At 43.9% G+C, this 18,667-nt stretch carries 12 protein-coding genes; all 12 read left to right on the top strand.

The window, feature by feature from the left end; all coding sequences use genetic code 11:
* Positions 1-81: 81 nt before the first annotated feature.
* The 12 genes from NYE72_RS15695 to NYE72_RS15750 all read left to right on the top strand — a co-directional run bounded on the left by NYE72_RS15695 (position 82) and on the right by NYE72_RS15750 (position 18,548).
* Positions 82-633 (top strand): biotin transporter BioY, encoded by a 552-nt coding sequence (locus NYE72_RS15695; protein WP_036677150.1) that lies wholly within the window; start codon positions 82-84, stop codon positions 631-633.
* Between the two features lie 118 nt (positions 634-751).
* Positions 752-2,185, top strand: coding sequence for a helix-turn-helix domain-containing protein (locus NYE72_RS15700; protein WP_036677148.1), 1,434 nt, complete (start codon positions 752-754; stop codon positions 2,183-2,185).
* A gap of 161 nt (positions 2,186-2,346) precedes the next feature.
* On the top strand, positions 2,347-3,054 hold the full coding sequence (deoD, locus tag NYE72_RS15705) for a purine-nucleoside phosphorylase (protein WP_036677145.1): 708 nt from the start codon (positions 2,347-2,349) through the stop codon (positions 3,052-3,054).
* Positions 3,055-3,101: 47 nt separating this feature from the next.
* Positions 3,102-4,406: a purine/pyrimidine permease gene (locus NYE72_RS15710; RefSeq protein ID WP_076213759.1), complete on the top strand. Its 1,305-nt coding sequence runs from the start codon at positions 3,102-3,104 to the stop codon at positions 4,404-4,406.
* 15 nt (positions 4,407-4,421) lie between these two features.
* Positions 4,422-5,603, top strand: a complete 1,182-nt coding sequence (locus NYE72_RS15715) for a NupC/NupG family nucleoside CNT transporter (RefSeq protein WP_339209970.1) — start codon at positions 4,422-4,424, stop codon at positions 5,601-5,603.
* Positions 5,604-5,623: 20 nt separating this feature from the next.
* Complete coding sequence (deoB, locus tag NYE72_RS15720) at positions 5,624-6,811, top strand: phosphopentomutase (RefSeq protein ID WP_038571264.1); 1,188 nt, start codon at positions 5,624-5,626, stop codon at positions 6,809-6,811.
* Between the two features lie 383 nt (positions 6,812-7,194).
* On the top strand, positions 7,195-8,898 hold the full coding sequence (gene treC / locus NYE72_RS15725; protein ID WP_038571266.1) for an alpha,alpha-phosphotrehalase: 1,704 nt from the start codon (positions 7,195-7,197) through the stop codon (positions 8,896-8,898).
* Between the two features lie 50 nt (positions 8,899-8,948).
* The gene (treP, locus tag NYE72_RS15730) at positions 8,949-10,919 is read left to right on the top strand and encodes a PTS system trehalose-specific EIIBC component (protein WP_036677132.1); all 1,971 of its coding nucleotides are present in this window, start codon (positions 8,949-8,951) and stop codon (positions 10,917-10,919) included.
* Positions 10,920-11,083: 164 nt separating this feature from the next.
* Positions 11,084-11,803 carry a trehalose operon repressor gene (gene treR / locus NYE72_RS15735; RefSeq protein ID WP_038571269.1) on the top strand — a complete coding sequence of 240 codons (720 nt, stop codon included), beginning with the start codon at positions 11,084-11,086 and terminating at the stop codon, positions 11,801-11,803.
* Positions 11,804-12,449: 646 nt separating this feature from the next.
* Complete coding sequence (locus NYE72_RS15740) at positions 12,450-14,267, top strand: glycosyltransferase (protein WP_080742504.1); 1,818 nt, start codon at positions 12,450-12,452, stop codon at positions 14,265-14,267.
* 19 nt (positions 14,268-14,286) lie between these two features.
* On the top strand, positions 14,287-16,665 hold the full coding sequence (locus NYE72_RS15745) for an exosporium glycoprotein BclB-related protein (protein WP_080742505.1): 2,379 nt from the start codon (positions 14,287-14,289) through the stop codon (positions 16,663-16,665).
* A 53-nt stretch (positions 16,666-16,718) separates the two neighbouring features.
* Positions 16,719-18,548, top strand: a complete 1,830-nt coding sequence (locus NYE72_RS15750; protein WP_052097057.1) for a fibronectin type III domain-containing protein — start codon at positions 16,719-16,721, stop codon at positions 18,546-18,548.
* Positions 18,549-18,667: the final 119 nt, after the last annotated feature.

Below are 18,667 nucleotides of genomic sequence, written 5' to 3' on the forward strand. Positions count from 1 at the left end.
AATATCTCCATTATAATTCAGCTTACTGGACGTATTTACTAACCAGAATACAATCATTGATATCCAATGGAGGTCATTTTTTTGAAGACAAAAGAACTTATTTATGCTGCATTATTCGCAGCACTTATCGCGGTGTTGGGGATGATACCGCCCATCCCACTAGGCTTCATCCCCGTTCCGATCACTGCCCAGACACTTGGCGTCATGTTGGCTGGATGTTTTCTGGGGAAACGGATGGGCGCTCTCAGTCTAATTATTTTCATCATACTAGTAGCCATTGGGCTGCCTGTACTGACCGGCGGTCGCGGCGGAATCTCGGTGCTAGTTGGACCTTCTGCAGGATACATATTTAGCTTTCCAATTGCGGCCGGCCTTATTGGCTGGTATTCCGAAAAAATCTGGCCGAAGGTTCGAACTTGGAAGCTGGTAGCTATCAACATAATCTTCGGTGTATTACTAGTGAGTCTGATTGGTGCCCCTGTCATGGCATTGATAACCAATACTTCGATCTGGGCTGGTCTTGTCGGAGCGTTGGCCTTTCTTCCGGGAGACATCATCAAAGCCGTTATTGCAGCCGTCATAACGATGCAGCTGAAAGCAATTAGCCCTATTGAAGAAAAAACACAAATATAATGTGATGTGAAACTCGGGTAAATAAAGCCCGGGTTTTTTTATTGAAAAATAATAGGGTTATGGTTGCGAATTTGTTTATACTATAAAAATTAAAACGAAATTAAGTGGGTGTAGAAAAATGGATAAGGGATTTAATTTAGCTAGTCAACTATTAACGCTGCTTGATACGGAACATAGATGGTTTACCTTAGCGGAAATTGAAAAAAGTTTAGGGATCTCTGATAAGACCATCCGGAAGATGGTGGAGGAAATCAGCAAGCAATTACCATCTACTGTAACCATTGAGGTTTCTAGAGGAAAGGGAATAGTTCTTCAACGTGATGGGCGAAGTACGATTAGTGAAGTGATTTCTTCTATGTTCAGACAAACCATCTTTTATCGGCTGATGGATTTTTTGTTTACGAATGTAGGGCGACTGTCTGTGGAGGAGCTCTCCGAAGCCATGTTTATGAGTACCTCGTCTTTGAAGAAATTGATTGTGCAATTAAATAATGATGATCTAAAAGCTTATAAGCTACGCATTAGTTTTTCTACCCCCATGATCAAAGGGAATGAAATGAATATTCGATATTTTTATTGGAAGTTATATTGTGATGCGTATGAGTTTACAGGCTGGCCCTTTGCGAATGTTGATTTTGCTTATATTAATCAGTTAATCACAAATATAGAAAATGAGAATAACATTGTATATTTTATCAATTCCAAAAGGAGATTATCGTTTTTGTTGGCCATTGTTATAGAAAGAGTGGCTAAAGGAAAATGTGTGAAAATCGACGAAAATGCTTACCCTTGGGAAAAGGGGATGTTTTATTTTCCAGTGAAAACTATTGCAAAACGTCTTGAGGACAAGCTGTCCCTTAAATTTCCAAACAGTGAAATATTCTTTATGCAATCCATGGTTAGTCTCAGCCAATATCATTATTATGAAGGGTCAGAGATCACTCCGATGAAAGAAGTAGAATTACATAAGGATAAAGAAGAATATCAAATGGGGAATCTGCTTCTAATGTTATTAGCAAAGGTATACCCGAACTTGCATATGCAAGAACGGTTTATTTTGGAGATTTACGGGTTCTTTGACAAGCTATTAATCGAAAATGCCATTCCTGAATGGATGATGATTTCAACAAGTCATTTAACAACATATGTTCAAAAGGAGTGCCAGCAGATTTATCAAGAATTGCAAACCTGTATGCAAACGTGGAATAAAACTTACCCTTCTGTTTTGTTTAATCACTTTCATTTAACAAAGCTAACCTTAATTGTCCGCTCGAGTTTACGTTACAAAAGTAAGAGGGCTTTTTTAGTGATCGGGGAAGAATTTTCAATTCGTCATTACATAGCAGATTTGATAAAAAAAGAAATTGGGGATCAGTTGATCCTTAATACTTCCATAATGAAAGGCCTGACCGACGAGATCATGCAGCAAAATAATATCGATCTTGTCATTAGTAATATCCCGGTTGCATTAAAGACAGTGCCTGTTGTTATTATTTCTACGATCCCCTCTAAAAGAGACTTAGACAACATTCGTAAAGAACTGCTTTTATAATTTGACCAATTATTTTCCGTAAGCTCCGTAAGTTTTTGGTCTAGTTTGTAATGTTAAAAAACCTTATGCTCAATCTAGTTTCGAAACTGATTTTACTTGAAGGCAAGTGGAAAGCGATTTCGGTAAACCTCAGTTTACTATTAAAAGTTGGAGGAAGAACTATGAGTAGGCATTTAGGTGCAAATAAGGGAGAAATAGCAGAGCTCGTTTTGCTCCCAGGAGATCCCTTGCGTGCAAAGTTTGTGGCAGAACACTTTTTAGAGGAGGCTTATTGTTATAACGAAGTAAGAGGGATGTATGGATACACTGGATTATACAAGGGTGTGCCTGTGTCGGTTCAGGGGACAGGGATGGGAAATCCATCGATGAGTATCTACGCGACAGAATTGATCGTCGATTATGAAGTTAAGAAATTGATTCGCATTGGTACATGTGGCGCGATGCAGGAAGAAATCAATATCCGCGATATTATATTAGCCCAAGCAGTATCTTCAGACAGTAATATGACGGAAAAGATCTTTCATGGCTGTAATTTTGCACCAACGGCAGATTTCTCATTGCTAATGAAAGCATATCAACAAGCACAAGCTAAAAATGCCAATGTGTTTGTTGGTAACATCTATAATTCTGATGAATTTTATCGTGAAAATTTAGATCGGCTTCACAAGTTTATGGATTTCGGTGTATTAGCTGTAGAAATGGAAAGTACCGCCCTATACACTTTAGCCGCTAAATATGGTGTAAAAGCTTTATCGATTTTGACCGTCGGCAGTCAATTGTTAAGACAGGAACACCTAACTCATAAAGAAAGTGAACAATCCTTTTATGAAATGGTCGAAGTAGCTCTTAACACAGTCATTGAAGGCTGATTTATTGATAAGAGTGTAGTGTTGTTAGAAAAGAGAGTGAGAAAGAAATGAAGGTAATACTGTCAGGATTGCAGTGGATGATTTTTATGATCGCTGGTGCAATTGCTGCACCCATTGCTATCGCAGATTTATATAACTTAACACCCATAGAGACTTCCGGACTCATTCAGAGCACCATGATTACTTTAGCAATAGCTGGATTTTTACAAGGCCTGATGGGTCATAAATTCCCTATTCATGAAGGTCCGGCAGGGTTATGGTGGAGCATTTTTACCATTTACGCGAGTTTAGTGGGGGGACTTTATTCCTCTAACAACGGCGCTTTACAGGCTTTAAGTGGAGCGATGATCATTAGCGGAGTGTTGTTTATCCTAATTTCAGCATTTAAGCTAATGGATAAAATCGCTCGTCTATTTACTCCAACCATCACCTTTATTTATTTACTTTTATTGATCTTTCAATTAAGCGGATCTTTTATGAAAGGGATGATGGGGATTACCATATCCCACACCATGTTAGATGTTAAAGTGTTCATCCTTAGTGTGATTGTGGTCTGCATTACCTTTTGGTTAGGCAACAGCCGCTTTGTATTACTCAGCCAGTTTTCAATAATTTTCAGTATAGTGATAGGCTGCCTATTATTTATAATCTGCGGTAGTATGCCGGCGGTTTCTCGTGCGGATACTCTATTTAAGCTGCCGGAAATATTCCCATTTGGAAAACCCCGATTCGATGCCGGGACAATTACTACTGCATTTTTACTAACCCTATTATTAATAACCAATGCAGTGGCATCCATCCGTTTGATGGAGACCGTTATGAAACCCAAGCAAGGGGATCATCGTCGTTATTTGCGCGCCGGGTTTACTTCTGGAATTACGCATCTTATTAGTGGTGGTTTAGGAGCGATCGGCTCAGTCCCTATTTCGGGAGCGGCGGGATATGTTGAGCAAACAGGGATGAGGGAGCGCAGATCATTTTTAATAGGCTGCAGCTTAGTGATCTCAATATCCTTGTTTCCGCCTATGATGAATTTCATATCTGCGATTCCAGCTCCCATAGGCTATTCTGTTACCTTCGTCATTTTTGTGAAGATGGTCGGACTAGCGCTAAAGGAATTGAAAAAGGTTATTCATGAAGAGCGAACATTTATTGTCAGTGGGCTTTCCCTTTTAGTGGGTGTAGGTTTAATGTTTATTCCTGCATCAGCTACGGCCCATTTATCTCCGATCGTGATAGCCATTTTAAATAATGGATTAATATGCGGAAGCCTGTTAGCGATTATTTTGGAACAAGGGTTAATGTGGAAAGATGCATTCCGATATGAGGATTCCAAGAAAATTAACCGATAATTTGGAGGGCTAAAAATGCATTATCTAATTTCTATTGCTGGTCTGGTTATTGTTCTATTACTGGCATGGCTAGGAAGTAACAATAAGAAAAAGATTAAATATCGTCCAATCATTGTAATGATTGCTATTCAGATAGGTTTGGGATTAATTATCCTAAAAACGAGCATTGGAGAATTTTTGATTAAAGGGTTTGCTGATAGTTTTGCAAAATTACTTGGATACGCCAATGAAGGTACTGACTTTGTGTTTGGCGGGATTGCAAATGAAGGGGCGCATACATTTTTCCTTTATGTTTTGATGCCCATTGTTTTTATGTCAGCATTGATAGGGATTTTGCAACATTACAAAATACTGCCATTCATTATAAAGTATATTGGACTGGTGCTGAGTAAAATAAATGGCATGGGTAAATTGGAATCTTATAATGCAGTTACAGCCGCAATTGTCGGACAAAATGAAGTGTTTATTTCGGTGAAAAACCAGCTTGGACTATTGCCGAAACATCGCTTGTATACATTATGTGCGTCTGCAATGTCTACGGTATCCATGTCAATCGTTGGTTCCTATATGACGATGCTAGAACCTCGGTATGTAGTAGCTGCATTGATATTAAACCTATTTGGCGGATTTATCATTTCATCCATCATTAATCCGTATGAAGTTACACCTGAAGAAGATATTGTTGAAGTTCAGGTAGAAGAAAAACAAACGTTTTTTGAAATGCTGGGCGAATATATTATGGATGGCTTTAAAGTAGCCATAGTAGTTGGGGTAATGTTAGTTGGTTTTGTGGGAATCATTGCTTTGATTAACGGGGTCTTCAGTGGCATATTCGGAATCTCGTTCCAAGGAGTGTTAGGCTACGTCTTTGCACCCATCGCCTTTCTTATCGGTGTGCCATGGCATGAAGCTGTTGAGGCCGGTAGTATTATGGCGACAAAGCTTGTTGCGAATGAATTCGTTGCTATGCTTGACTTTGTTAAGATTCAAGAAGGTTTAAGTGGCCGTACTACAGCCATTGTCTCCGTTTTTCTAATCTCATTTGCTAACTTTGGGTCGATTGGTACCATTGTGGGTGCAGTGAAGGGATTGAATGAAAAGCAAGGGAATATCGTCGCACGATTTGGATTAAAGCTGTTATTTGGCGCCACACTTGTAAGCGTTTTATCATCTTTGATTATCGGTATCATATTCTAGTTGAAGCAAGGAGTATTAACATGAAACAAACACCCAGGTTTAAGCGGATTTTTGTCATCGTTATGGATTCTGTAGGCATTGGTGAAGCTCCAGATGCTGAAAAGTTTGGGGATGCAGGATCACATACATTACGGCATATTGCAGAAAAAATGAATGGGCTACATGTTCCTGCATTATCCAAGCTAGGGTTAAGTCATATTGACCCAATACCCGGAGTTCCCAAAGTAGAGCGCCCTTTAGCTTATTGGACCAAAATGCAGGAAGCTTCTAATGGAAAGGATACGATGACAGGTCACTGGGAAATCATGGGCCTACGAATTGATGTTCCTTTCAAAGTGTTTCCTGAAGGGTTCCCTTATGAATTAATTAATGAATTAGAAGAAATAACAGGACGAAAGGTGATTGGGAATAAACCCGCTAGTGGCACAGCTATTCTCGATGAGCTTGGACAAGAGCATATGAACACAGGTGCACTCATTGTCTATACTTCAGCAGATTCCGTGATTCAGATTGCGGCTCATGAAGAGGTTATTCCTTTGGAAGAACTGTATCAAATCTGCGAGATTGCCAGAGAGATTACTTTACGTGAGGAGTACATGCTAGGCAGAGTGATTGCTAGACCATTCCTCGGGAAGCCCGGAAATTTCAAAAGAACATCGAACCGTCATGATTATGCCTTGAAGCCTTATGGAAGAACCGTGATGAATGAGCTCAAGGATGCCGGGTTCGATGTACTAGCGATTGGCAAGATCTCAGATATATACGATGGGGAGGGTGTCACCAAGTCTTTGCGTACAGTGTCTAACATGGATGGCATGGATAAACTCATGGAGACCCTTCATACTGATTTTACAGGACTTAGTTTCTTGAATCTTGTTGATTTCGATGCACTTTATGGCCATCGTAGAGATCCGATCGGGTATGGGAAAGCGCTAGAAGAATTTGATGATCGATTACATGAAGTTCTAAAGGAGCTATGTGAAGACGATCTTCTAATAATTACGGCAGACCATGGGAATGATCCCATTCATGCGGGTACGGATCACACCCGTGAATATGTTCCTTTACTACTCTACAGTAAGAGTTTCAATCGACAAGGGGAGCTGCCTATATCGAAGACTTTTTCGGATATTGGAGCAACAGTTGCTGATAACTTTGTTGTGACCATGCCCCAATTTGGTCAGAGTCTCCTACAGGAGCTTAAATAAACTTAATTTGAATAGACACTTTGAAAAGAAACAGGGTACCTAACTTGTATTAGTAAAAGGTATCCTGTTTGTTTTTTATCTACATATCTTCGTATCTAAAAAGCTGCCGAGTAAGCGGCTTTTTTTGTTATTACGGATCAAATATTAGGGTAATAATCAATTATTAAAGGGGTTAATTTTATAGCCACCTGTCGTTAATCCTTTATTCGATGAATCGCATTCTAATACAACGTTATAAATAATCTAGTTTCTACTCATGCCACTCCTTCGATAGTAATAGTGTTGACAACCTGTATATACAGGTTTAAACTGTGTGAAGTGTTTGAACTTGTATATACAGGTTTAATGGTTGAAATAAAGAATTCTTTTTGGAGGTGTTCAACTTGAGTCAGTCCCAGTATTCGGAATGGTGGCGCCGCTCCACGGTGTATCAGGTGTACCCGAAGAGCTTTAAGGACACTACAGGCAACGGAACAGGAGATATTAAAGGACTTATTGAGAAATTAGATTATTTGCAGAAGCTTGGAATCGATATTGTCTGGTTACAGCCGGTTTATGTTTCGCCGCAACATGATAACGGTTACGATGTAGCAGATTATGAAAATATCAACCCGGATTTCGGTACGATGGAGGATTTTGACGAGCTAGTACAGGAATTGCATAGACGCGAAATGAAGCTAATGATCGATATCGTGGTTAACCATACTTCGACTGAACATGAGTGGTTCAAACAGTCCATTTCAAGCAGGAACAACCCTTACCGTGATTACTATATCTGGAAGGATCCGGCTCCGGACGGGGGCTTACCCAACAACTGGCAGTCGAAGTTCGGGGGTCCTGCCTGGCAGTTCGACGAAACTTCGGGACAATATTATCTTACTCTCTTCGATAAAACCCAGGCGGATCTGAATTGGGAGAATGAGAAGGTACGTAGAGCAGTGAATGATATGATGTTATTCTGGGCTAAAAAGGGTGTCGACGGCTTCCGCATGGATGTAATTAATTTAATCTCCAAAGATCAGCGCTTCCCTAACGATGACGGGAGTGTTCCACCGGGGGATGGACGTAAATTCTATACTGACGGTCCACAGGTCCATGAATACATCAAAGCAATGTATAAAGAGGTGTTTGGTCCGTTTGAGATGGTGACTGTAGGAGAGATGTCCTCAACTACACTGGAGCATTGTATCCGGTACTCAAGTCCCGAAGAGCGGGAATTTTCCATGACCTTCAATTTTCATCATTTAAAAGTCGACTATCCGAATGGACAGAAGTGGGAACTGATGCCTTATGATTTCGAGGCAATGAAACAGTTGTTCTCGCAGTGGCAGACTGGAATGCAGAAAGGCGGAGGCTGGAACGCACTATTTTTTAACAATCATGATCAACCACGTGCCCTTTCCAGATTCACTGATGATAGGGTTTACCGTGTGGAAAGCGCCAAGCTGCTCGCGACAACTCTGCATGGCCTTCAGGGAACACCTTATGTATATCAAGGGGAAGAAATCGGTATGCCGAATCCGGTATGGAAAAGCATCGATGAGTTCCGCGACATTGAGTCACTAAATATGTACCGCATTCTGTGTGAACAGGGGAAAAGCCCGGAGGTTGCTCTCAGCATTCTCCAAGAACGTTCGCGGGACAATTCACGTACGCCGATGCAGTGGGATGACAGCCGGAATGCCGGATTTACCACTGGTACTCCATGGTTGAAGGTAGACGAGCGGTATCCAAACATCAATGTGCAGAAGGAGCTGGAAAATCCTGGTTCCATCTTCCACCATTACCGTAAACTGATTGCACTACGCAAGGAATATGAAATATTTATAGAAGGTATTTTCAAGAGACTCGATGAAGGTCATCCGGAAGTATTCGCATACGCCAGAACAGGCGATGAAGAGACACTTGTTGTGGTCTCGAACTTCAGCAGTAAAAAGATCTCTTTCCGCTTTGAAGATAATCACTGGTCTGAATTGTCGCCAAGTGGTAAGGACGAGCTTCTGATTGGGAATACAGCAGATGCACCTAAATTAACACAAAAGCTTCAGCTTAGTCCTTATGCTTCCTACATGTGGTTAGTCCGCTAACGAGGTGTACTTAAGAAGGAGCACACATCAATTTTGTAAGGAGTGAAGATATGGCTATAGACCGCAAAAATGTTGAAGATATTGTACGGGCGGTTGGGGGCAAGGAGAATATTGAAGTTGCGACGCATTGTGTAACCCGGCTGAGATTCTCGCTGTATGACGAGAACAAGGTGGATTCGGAAGCCCTGGACCGTAACGAACTCGTAAAAGGACAATTCTCTACGCAGGGGCAGTTCCAGATCGTTATCGGACCAGGAACTGTAGATAAAGTATACGATGAAATGATTCAGATCACTGGTGGTGCCCGCTCTTCCAAGGATGACGTGAAATCAGCGGCAGCACGGAAACAGAATCCACTGCAGCGGGCGATCAAAACACTGGCTGATATTTTTATTCCGATTCTTCCGGCCATCGTAACCGCAGGTTTGCTGCTTGGGATTAATAATATTTTGACCGGACCTGGTATCTTTTTTGATAGTAAGTCATTGGTAGATGTCTATCCTGCATGGAAAGACATTGCTGCGATTATTAACACGATTGCCAGCACAGCCTTCACCTTTTTACCAGCACTTATCGGTTGGGCAGCTGTTACACGTTTCGGGGGCAGTCCTCTGCTCGGGATCGTGCTAGGTCTCATTCTCGTACACCCGGATCTATTAAGTGCCTACAGTTATGCAAGTGCTTCAACTGAGGGAACCGTTCCGACCTGGAATTTGTTCGGCTGGCATTTGGAGAAGATCGGTTATCAGGGGCAAGTATTGCCTGTACTGGTTTCGGCCTATATTCTGGCTAGACTGGAGAAGTTCCTCAACCGTCGGGTGCTTGATTCCATTAAACTACTGGTCGTTGCTCCAGTGACCCTGCTGGTTACAGGTTTTCTGGCCTTCACCATTATCGGACCGGTTACGTTCGCCATTGCCAATGCTATCACCTCGGGTTTGATCTATGTATTTGATCATTTTGCGCTCCTTGGTGGTTTGATCTATGGTGGATTCTATGCACTTCTGGTCATCACTGGGATGCATCATACTTTCCTGGCAGTCGATGTACAGCTCATCGGCAGTGAGGGGGGCACCTTCCTCTGGCCGATGCTGGCGCTCTCCAATATTGCACAAGGCGCTGCGGCACTGGCGATGATGTTCGTTGTTAGAGAACAAAAGGCAAAAGGTTTGGCGGCTACGTCTTCCGTCTCTGCATTCCTCGGCGTGACTGAACCGGCAATCTTTGGGGTGAATATCCGCTATCGCTACCCTTTCATCTTCGGGATGATCGGCTCAGCAATTGCCGGTATGCTCCTTACCGTTAACCAGGTTCGCGCTTCATCCATTGGCGTAGGGGGAATTCCCGGTTTCCTTTCGATTTTCCCGAACCAGTGGGGCGTATTCTTCATAGGTATGGTTATTGTTCTCGTTGTGCCATTTGCCGCCACAGTATTGTACGGACGTTCTGTAGTGGGTCGTTCCGAAAAGAACACAGCTACAGAGGCTTCTAGTACTACGAGCGAACCAGAGGAATTGAGCAGCCGTCATTCAGTTCAAGGGTCACAGGAATCAGTTAATATTCTGGAGCTTGTCTCCCCGCTTAGTGGAACTGCAGTATCGCTAGAACAGGTACCCGATCCTGCCTTTGCTGAAAAGCAAATGGGTGAGGGAATTGCAATCGAACCTTCTGAGGGGAAAGTATATGCTCCCTTTGATGCTACAGTAGCTCATGTGATTAAGAGCAAACATGCGCTTATACTGGAGCATGCCAGCGGTGTTCAGGTATTAATCCACGTTGGAATTAACACGGTGGCGCTTAAAGGTAGCGGTTTTACCAGCCTGAAGAATATTGGTGATAAGGTGCAGGCAGGCGAGCTTCTACTAGAATTTGATATGGAAGCTATCCGCGCAGCAGGTTACCCGGTGATTACTCCAATCATCATTCCTGCAGGTCAGGAGATGGTCGAGAAGATTGAAGAGAAGACCGGACCAGCTACGGCCAAACAAACAAGCATCTTGACTATTCATCTCAAGGGTTGATAAAGGCTATATTGGCAAAGACTTTATACTATAGAAAGACAGCCCCTTGGGGGCTGTTTTTCTATAAATATAAGAATTTATATGTTCAACGCTATGAATTCCCCTCCAATTGAATCGATGCTTCCAAAGGCATGACGTGATACAATAAAGGGCGGTGATCAAAATTGAGAGAAAATAAATATTTGCAAATTTATAATGAATACAGCAACCAAATCCATTCTGGACAACTGCTGCCGGGAACCAAGCTGCCTTCCGAAAGTGAACTCGCCGAAGCTTACGCCACTTCACGAGAGACCGTGCGCAAAGCGCTGAATCTACTTTTCCGAGAAGGATATATTCACAAAATTAAGGGAAGAGGCTCCTTTGTGCTTGACATGACCCGAATGGATTTCCCCGTTACCGGTTTGATTTCATTTAAAGAGATGGCCGATACACTGGGTACTGCCTCGCGGACACTGGTAGAGCGGACGATACAAGAGCCGGCAGGCTCCGCTCTCGCCAGACATCTGCAGATTCCACCTGAAACTCTGGTTTGGAAGGTTGTTCGTGCCAGAGAGATTGAAGGTGAACGGATCATTTTGGATAAGGATTATTTTCGTGCGGATATCGTTTCCTTCCTGAGTGCGGAAATCGCCGAGGGCTCAATCTATGAATATCTGGAGCTGGAATTGGGCCTTAAGATCAGTTATGCGAAGAAGCTGATATCTGTTGAACCTTCCACCGAGGAGGATCATAGACTGCTCGATTTGAAGAATTTTACGCATATTGTAGTAGTACGAAACTATGTTTATTTGGAGAACACGGTGCTTTACCAATATACCGAGTCTAGACACCGGCTGGATAAATTTCAGTTTGTGGATTTTGCTCGGAGGGTGAGACGATAAGCTAATCAGAGGGTGTCCCAGTTTGGGATACCCTTTTTTTTATGAGAGTTTCCTGAGAAAAAATACAATCTAATTGTGAAATCTCTATCCCTTTCAATCACTATCAGGTGTGTTGGAGTTATATAGCCAATACTGTGCAAATTTTCGATACAAGAGCGCTTTAAAGGTTCATTCGCTCCATTCGTAAAAACGATATATTAAGAAAAAAAGCTGCCCTCAGAGGCAGTTTTTTTATGTAAGACGATCGAATGTTGAATCTCAATAGGAACAGATAAATGATTAACGACCCTATCTTTTCATGTAAAACCCATTAAATACCATATTGTCATATGACAAAAGTGATGACAACCCACACTATTTAAATGTTCTTTATACATATATATTGTTGGAATATGGAAACAGCGATACCTTCGTTGCCAGTCGTAACAAATACGGTATACGTTGCATGCCAGAATTAGTAGGTGGAAATTTCCTGCATTCTGTAAAAATTATTTATTGCATTAATAGAGCAGAGTTGCATACCCGGCTGTCTTTTTAAGCTTATCATTATTTGTGAAACTGGCTAATAGCAACTTTGGTTGTCTTGAATGCAACGCTAATAGAATGGTAGATTTAGGGAAAATGTCGAATATAGGAGGAAAAGCGATTGAATATTAGCATTATATTGTTGGCTCAGCACTTTAACCTGACCGTACAATGTCTGGATCGGATTAAGAAATATACGTCTATGTCCTATGAGCTGATTGTCGTCTCGGATAACGAATCTGCCGAAGTGTCGAATTACCTTGCGTATGAATACGGCGTTCATGTCATTCATAGCCGGAGCAAAGGGGTTGCAGCAGCATTCAATCTGGGCGCGGTGTCATCTTCGGGAGATCATCTTGTATTCATCCGCGATCAGATTATGGTTAACGAGGGATGGTTAGAACAGTTGTCGGGCTGTCTGGACCATCATTCCAATGCTGCAATCGTGGGTCCGAGGATGAATGATGTTAGCGGCGCTCAACGGATTCCGATTGTATATCAGAACATGGAGCAACTCTATCAGTCGTCATCGATGCTTTCCATCGGGAAATCAATGTCTTGGACCCGGGTTCCTAGACTTGTCAGTTTACTAATGATGATACCCCGTCGCTACTTTGAGCAGATCGGGTCCTTTGATGAGCGATTTGAGGTCGAATCTTACGAGGATGACGATCTGTGTTATCGCACGTTATCTATGAACCTGGATATTTACATAGCCGAAGGATGCGTAGTCTTCCGGAATGAACCTCCTTCAGTAGATCCCAATGATCCTGATTGGTACAATAACCGATTAATCTTAAATCGTGCTATGGCCATAAGCAAGTGGGGATTCGATTTAACTTCTTCCTTGTATAGTGGCACAAGGAAAGTCACTGTCAGCCTATGCATGATCGTAAAAAACGAAGAGTACACCTTAGGGCGTTGTTTATCCAGCGTGAGGGAGCTTGTCGATGAGATCATTATTGTGGATACAGGTTCGAGTGATGGAACCAAAGAGCTCGCGGCATCTTATGGAGCACGGGTTTATGATTTCGAATGGGTGAACGATTTCTCCAAAGCAAGAAATTATGCCTTCAGTCTCGCTACTCAAGAGTACCTGATGTGGTTGGATGCGGACGATTATCTGCAGTTAGAGGATGCAAAGGCTCTCCAGTCCATCGTATCCGATCTACCATGGGATATCGATGCTGTATCGATGCATTATTATCTCGACCGTGACAAAGACGGAAGTGTAACTTCGAGCTTGAGACGTAATCGCCTTCTAAGACGAAATTGTGAATTCCGTTGGATTGGAGTCGTTCATGAGTACCTTGAGGTCGCAGGCAATGTGTTCTATGCCGAGTTAGGCATAACACATGATCGAAAGCATACGCAGTCCTCGCGTAATCTTCTCATCTATGAGGGGATGTTGAAAGCGCAAACGAGGTTCACTCCGCGGGATTTATTTTATTATGCCAACGAGCTATACGATCACGGCCAATGGCAGCGAGCGATAGAGCAATACGATGCCTTCATAGTCATGCCGAATGGCTGGTTGGAGGACAAGCTACTTGCGAGTCGGCGTGCCGGAGATGCATTGTCACAATTAGGTCTCTTTCAAGAAGCCAAGCTTAAAGTACTTCAAGCTTTTGCCTTGTCGCCTCCCCGAGCCGAAGCCTGTTGTCAATTAGGGTCTTATGAGCTAATCGAACAACGGTTCGAGAATGCTGCTTTTTGGTACAAGCTAGCCACGGAAGTACCAAAGCCGACTGAGCTTAACGCTAGAGTAGACCTTCCGGCATGGACGTGGCTGCCGCATTTGCAATTATGCGTCTGTTACGATCGCTTAGGACAATACGAACAAGCGCATTATCACAATGAGATAGCTGGGGGCTATGTACCGGATTATCCGAGCGTCATGGTTAATCGCGATTATTTGAAGCAATACATAACTTTATAAATTTGAGGGGGATTTAGTAATGGCAAGATTAAAGAGGACGAAGACAAGTGGCAAGAAAAGTGGCAAGCAGTTAGCTTACAAGAGCTCAATGGCATTTATTCTGATGAGTCAGTTGATTGCACCCTTGAGCCCTGCTTATAGCAGTATTCTACCCCGGGCAAGTGCAGCAGCTTACAGTGATGTCGATTCTACCTCATGGGCATATCAGTATATCACTAAAGCTTCCGCGCTTGGGGTAATCGAAGGAGACGGTTCCGGAAACTTTAGCCCTAACCGACCAGTCACGAATCAGGAAGCGGTTGTTATGGTACTCAGGTTCATGGGATATGAGCAACCTAAGGCTACTAGCGGCAGCTTGCCCTTCACCGTAGATTCTTGGGCTACTGTTTGGATTCAGCAAGCGATTGACATCGGCCTCGTGATTCCAAGCGAGGAAGCGAGACCCAACACCGTCATCTGGGGAAAAGAGCAAGCAAGTCGAGAGTGGATAACACGTCTAATTATTCGTGCCGCAGGCAAAGAATCCGAAGCTATCGAGTTTAGGGATAGCGACATAGGTTTCTCGGATGCATCAGACGCATCGGACTGGGCAGCAGGCTACATTAATGCCGCAGTTAACCGCAAGGTCATATCTGGCTTCCCTAATAATACTTTCAAGCCTAAGCAGACGGCTACTCGCGCCGAGTTTGCAGCTATCTTGTCTAAGACTGAAATATTTGCGAGCAAGGTATCCGATCGGATTATCCATGGCTCTGTCGTCTCGATGTCCAAAAATTCGATCGAACTCTTAAGCAGCAGCGGTCAGACAGAGAAGCTCGAAATCAATAGCAAATCTGTTCTGTTCGGGGACAATGGCAAGGGCGTGTTTCCTGCGGGGTCTTTGGTGACGCTTATTCATAATGGAGGAATGGCATCCTTCGTTGAAGTGTTGGGATTAGGGGCTGTAGGCCAGACTAGTTCGAAAGGGGAAAAAGGAGACACAGGTGCTACCGGTCCAGCGGGTCAAAATGGGGTATCTGGTTCAAGTGGACCGCAAGGTGTCACTGGTGCGACCGGAGCGACTGGTGCAACCGGAGCTGTCGGGGCAATTGGGGCTGTTGGAGCTACTGGCACAACCGGGGCGAATGGTGCTAATGGAGCGACTGGTGCTGTCGGGGCTACTGGTGCTGTCGGGGCTACTGGGGCTGTTGGAGCTACTGGCGCAACTGGAGCAACTGGTGCTGTCGGGGCTACTGGGGCTGTTGGAGCTACTGGCACAACCGGGGCTACTGGTGCTAATGGAGCGACTGGTGCTGTCGGAGCTACTGGGGCTGTTGGAGCTACTGGCGCAACTGGAGCAACTGGTGCTGTCGGGGCTACTGGAGCAGCCGGAGCAAATGGGGCAACAGGTGCCACGGGTGCTAACGGTGCAACTGGCGCTAATGGAGCGATGGGGTCAACTGGCGTAACGGGTGCACAGGGTATTCAAGGGATAACCGGTGCTCCCGGATCGACTGGCGCAACTGGCATTGGTCTTGATAGCATTGCTCCGTTCAATTCAGCGACTTCCTATCATGCAGGACAAGTCGTTACTTATTTAGGAAGTATCTACATCGTTACTATAAACAACCCATCTGGAGTACCTTCTGATATAAATAACGACTTTACCCTGCTTGTCTCTAAAGGTGAAACCGGAGCTACCGGGGCACAAGGAGTTCAGGGAATTCAAGGCGTAACTGGCGATACAGGCGCACAAGGAGTTCAAGGGGTGACTGGAACTACCGGAGCTACAGGTGCAATAGGAGTTCAAGGAGTAACTGGCGCAACCGGAGCTACGGGAGTACAAGGAATTCAAGGGGTAACCGGAGCTACCGGGGCATCTGGCGCATCAACTATAATTCCATTCTCTTCCGGATCACCAATTACTGTAACAACAATCGTCGGGGGATTAAAAGGTACAGTTGCGATGCTTGGATTTGGCAGTTCGTACTCAGGAGCTAGTATAGTAGGTGGAAAAATAGATTTAACCAGAAGTAATGGTTCTGATCCTACAAAAGATCCGTACAACCAAGCTTTTATCGTTCCACGTAATGGTACGATCACTTCAATATATGCTTTTTTCAGCCCAACTTTAGCGTTTTCTTTAATAGGCACGACCATAAACGTTCAAGCAGAAATATATAAAGCGGATAGTAATAGCAACAGTTTTACACCTATTATTGGTTCAGCAGTATCCTTGGCGCCTAGTTTGACAGGAATAATTTCTATTGGATCTACTAGTGACGGATCAGTCAAAGGCATAAATACGGCTGTTCAGGCTGGCGATCGCTTAATGTTAGTGTTCTCTTCGACGGCTTCCGGTCTAAGCTTGATAAATACTGTAACAGGTTATGCCAGCGCCGGAATTGAGATTAAGTAATTCAAGATTTGAGGTAGGAACCATCCATTTTATTTGATAGGAAGTGATTAAAAATGGCAAGGAAGCTATTTCCGATAAAAAAATTGAGCTTAATGTTGGTGTTAGTTCTTATATTTCCATCCGTCATTCAATTCCCGTCTGTAGGAGATGCAAAAGGACGCTCTTTTGAACAAGTAAAGCTATTGGCTGCACCAGCGAATCTGGCAGTCAGCGATTCAACCTCCACAAGCATTCGCCTTACCTGGGATGCCGTAGAGGGAACCTCTAACACGGATGTGAGTTATAAGGTAAATCTAATGGAGTCTACCAATCCTAGCGTAACCGATGTGGTCTATACCTTCGATTCAGGCGAATTAACGGAGTATACGGTGAAGGAATTGGTTTCCGACCGGAGCTATACATTTACGGTCCAAGCCGTAAACATATCCGGACCCGTGTCAAAAACAAGTCCACCTTTAACCGCAAGTACGCTTCCAGCGGAAGCGTACCCACCAACAACGAAGGAAGAGGAACTCCCTCTAGCCGATCAAGAATCACCGAGTACGCCCGAGCTAACTCTTTTCAGTCGCACATCAGATAGCATTAGCTTGGCATGGACTTCATCCGAGGATAATGTCGGAGTTGCGGAATATGTTCTATATAAGGACTCTGATCTGTTGGCAGAAGTAACAGTTAGCACAACGGTCTACACGGCCGTCGACTTGAAGGCTGGACAGGAGTATACCTTTGTAGTACAAGCTATAGACGAAGCAGGGAACAAATCAGCAATTAGTAACGAGTTGAAGGTTAGTACACTTGATGTTGTAAGTAATGTTGGTCCCATTATGAGCATGGGCAACGGGAATTCCTTTCATACATTGACTGTACAGCCGGATGGTACCGTATGGGCTTGGGGCAATAATAGGATGGGCCAGCTCGGTGATAGCACAACCATTGCTCGTAATAAGCCTGTGCGAATTGTTGGCTTGCCGGAGATAAGCGCCACATCCGTTGGACAAGACCATTCCATCGCGCTCGCGACGGACGGAACGATTTGGACATGGGGAAGCAATAGCGTGGGCCAGCTGGGTAATGGTACGTCGGCGCCCCAGCTTGTGCCGCAGCAAGTGACTGGATTAGTGAATGTCATAGCGGTTCAAGCAGGTGAGCAGCATTCGTTAGCGTTGTTGTCCGATGGAACGGTGTGGGCATGGGGACTTAACACATATGGTCAGCTTGGAGATGGAACCACCGAGGATAGTGCATTACCGGTGCAGGTTGCAGGTTTGGACTCAATCGCATCGATCTCAGCCGGAGCCTTTCATAATCTAGCGGTTAGCCACGATGGTCAGGTTTATGCATGGGGGTTCAATGCCTACGGTCAGCTCGGAGATAACACAAAAATCGACCACGTGACCCCAGTGCAGGTTGCTGAGTTAAGCAGCGTTACTTCCGTATCTGCCGGCTTCTATCACAGCATGGCAGTGAAAAAGGACGGAACCGTATGGAGCTGGGGAACGAACGTTAAGGGAATCTTGGGGGATGGGACAACCGAAGATCATTATACTCCCGTTCAAGCCTTGGATCTTGGTTCAGTTATCAGTGTATCCGCTGGCGCCTTGCATAGCATGGCTCTGAAAAGCGATGGAAACGTATGGTTATGGGGAGCGAACAATGAGGGCCAGCTCGGTGGTAGTGCTGAGTCGGAGCGTTCCCTCGCTTCTAAGCTCAACATTGGCAGTCGTATCGTCGCTATTAGTGCAGGTTATATGAGCGGCGGTGCGGTTAGTGAGGAGGGGACCTTGCTGACCTGGGGGTATAATGGGTTAGCTCAGCTTGGTGATGGCACTTATACTAATGTCATAGAACCTGTTGCAATTTCGCTTGTAGAAGAATCTTATTAGATTTGAAGAGTAGGGAATTTCATGCCTAAATGGCAATGAATTCCCTATTTTTATAGGTGAGTCAAAAAGAGAAAACTCTTTTCATATTCATACTTTATTATTACAGCTATCCGTCTAGA

This window comes from Paenibacillus sp. FSL L8-0333, from assembly GCF_037965665.1.
Classification (GTDB): Bacteria; Bacillota; Bacilli; order Paenibacillales; family Paenibacillaceae; genus Paenibacillus_AQ; species Paenibacillus_AQ odorifer.

Coding starts and splice junctions, on each gene's coding strand:
- NYE72_RS15710 (WP_076213759.1), top strand. CDS start 3,102: ATGAAGGTAATACTGTCAGGATTGCAGTGGATGATTTTTATGATCGCT.
- NYE72_RS15745 (WP_080742505.1), top strand. CDS start 14,287: ATGGCAAGATTAAAGAGGACGAAGACAAGTGGCAAGAAAAGTGGCAAG.
- NYE72_RS15715 (WP_339209970.1), top strand. CDS start 4,422: ATGCATTATCTAATTTCTATTGCTGGTCTGGTTATTGTTCTATTACTG.
- NYE72_RS15750 (WP_052097057.1), top strand. CDS start 16,719: ATGGCAAGGAAGCTATTTCCGATAAAAAAATTGAGCTTAATGTTGGTG.
- deoD (WP_036677145.1), top strand. CDS start 2,347: ATGAGTAGGCATTTAGGTGCAAATAAGGGAGAAATAGCAGAGCTCGTT.
- NYE72_RS15700 (WP_036677148.1), top strand. CDS start 752: ATGGATAAGGGATTTAATTTAGCTAGTCAACTATTAACGCTGCTTGAT.
- deoB (WP_038571264.1), top strand. CDS start 5,624: ATGAAACAAACACCCAGGTTTAAGCGGATTTTTGTCATCGTTATGGAT.
- treP (WP_036677132.1), top strand. CDS start 8,949: ATGGCTATAGACCGCAAAAATGTTGAAGATATTGTACGGGCGGTTGGG.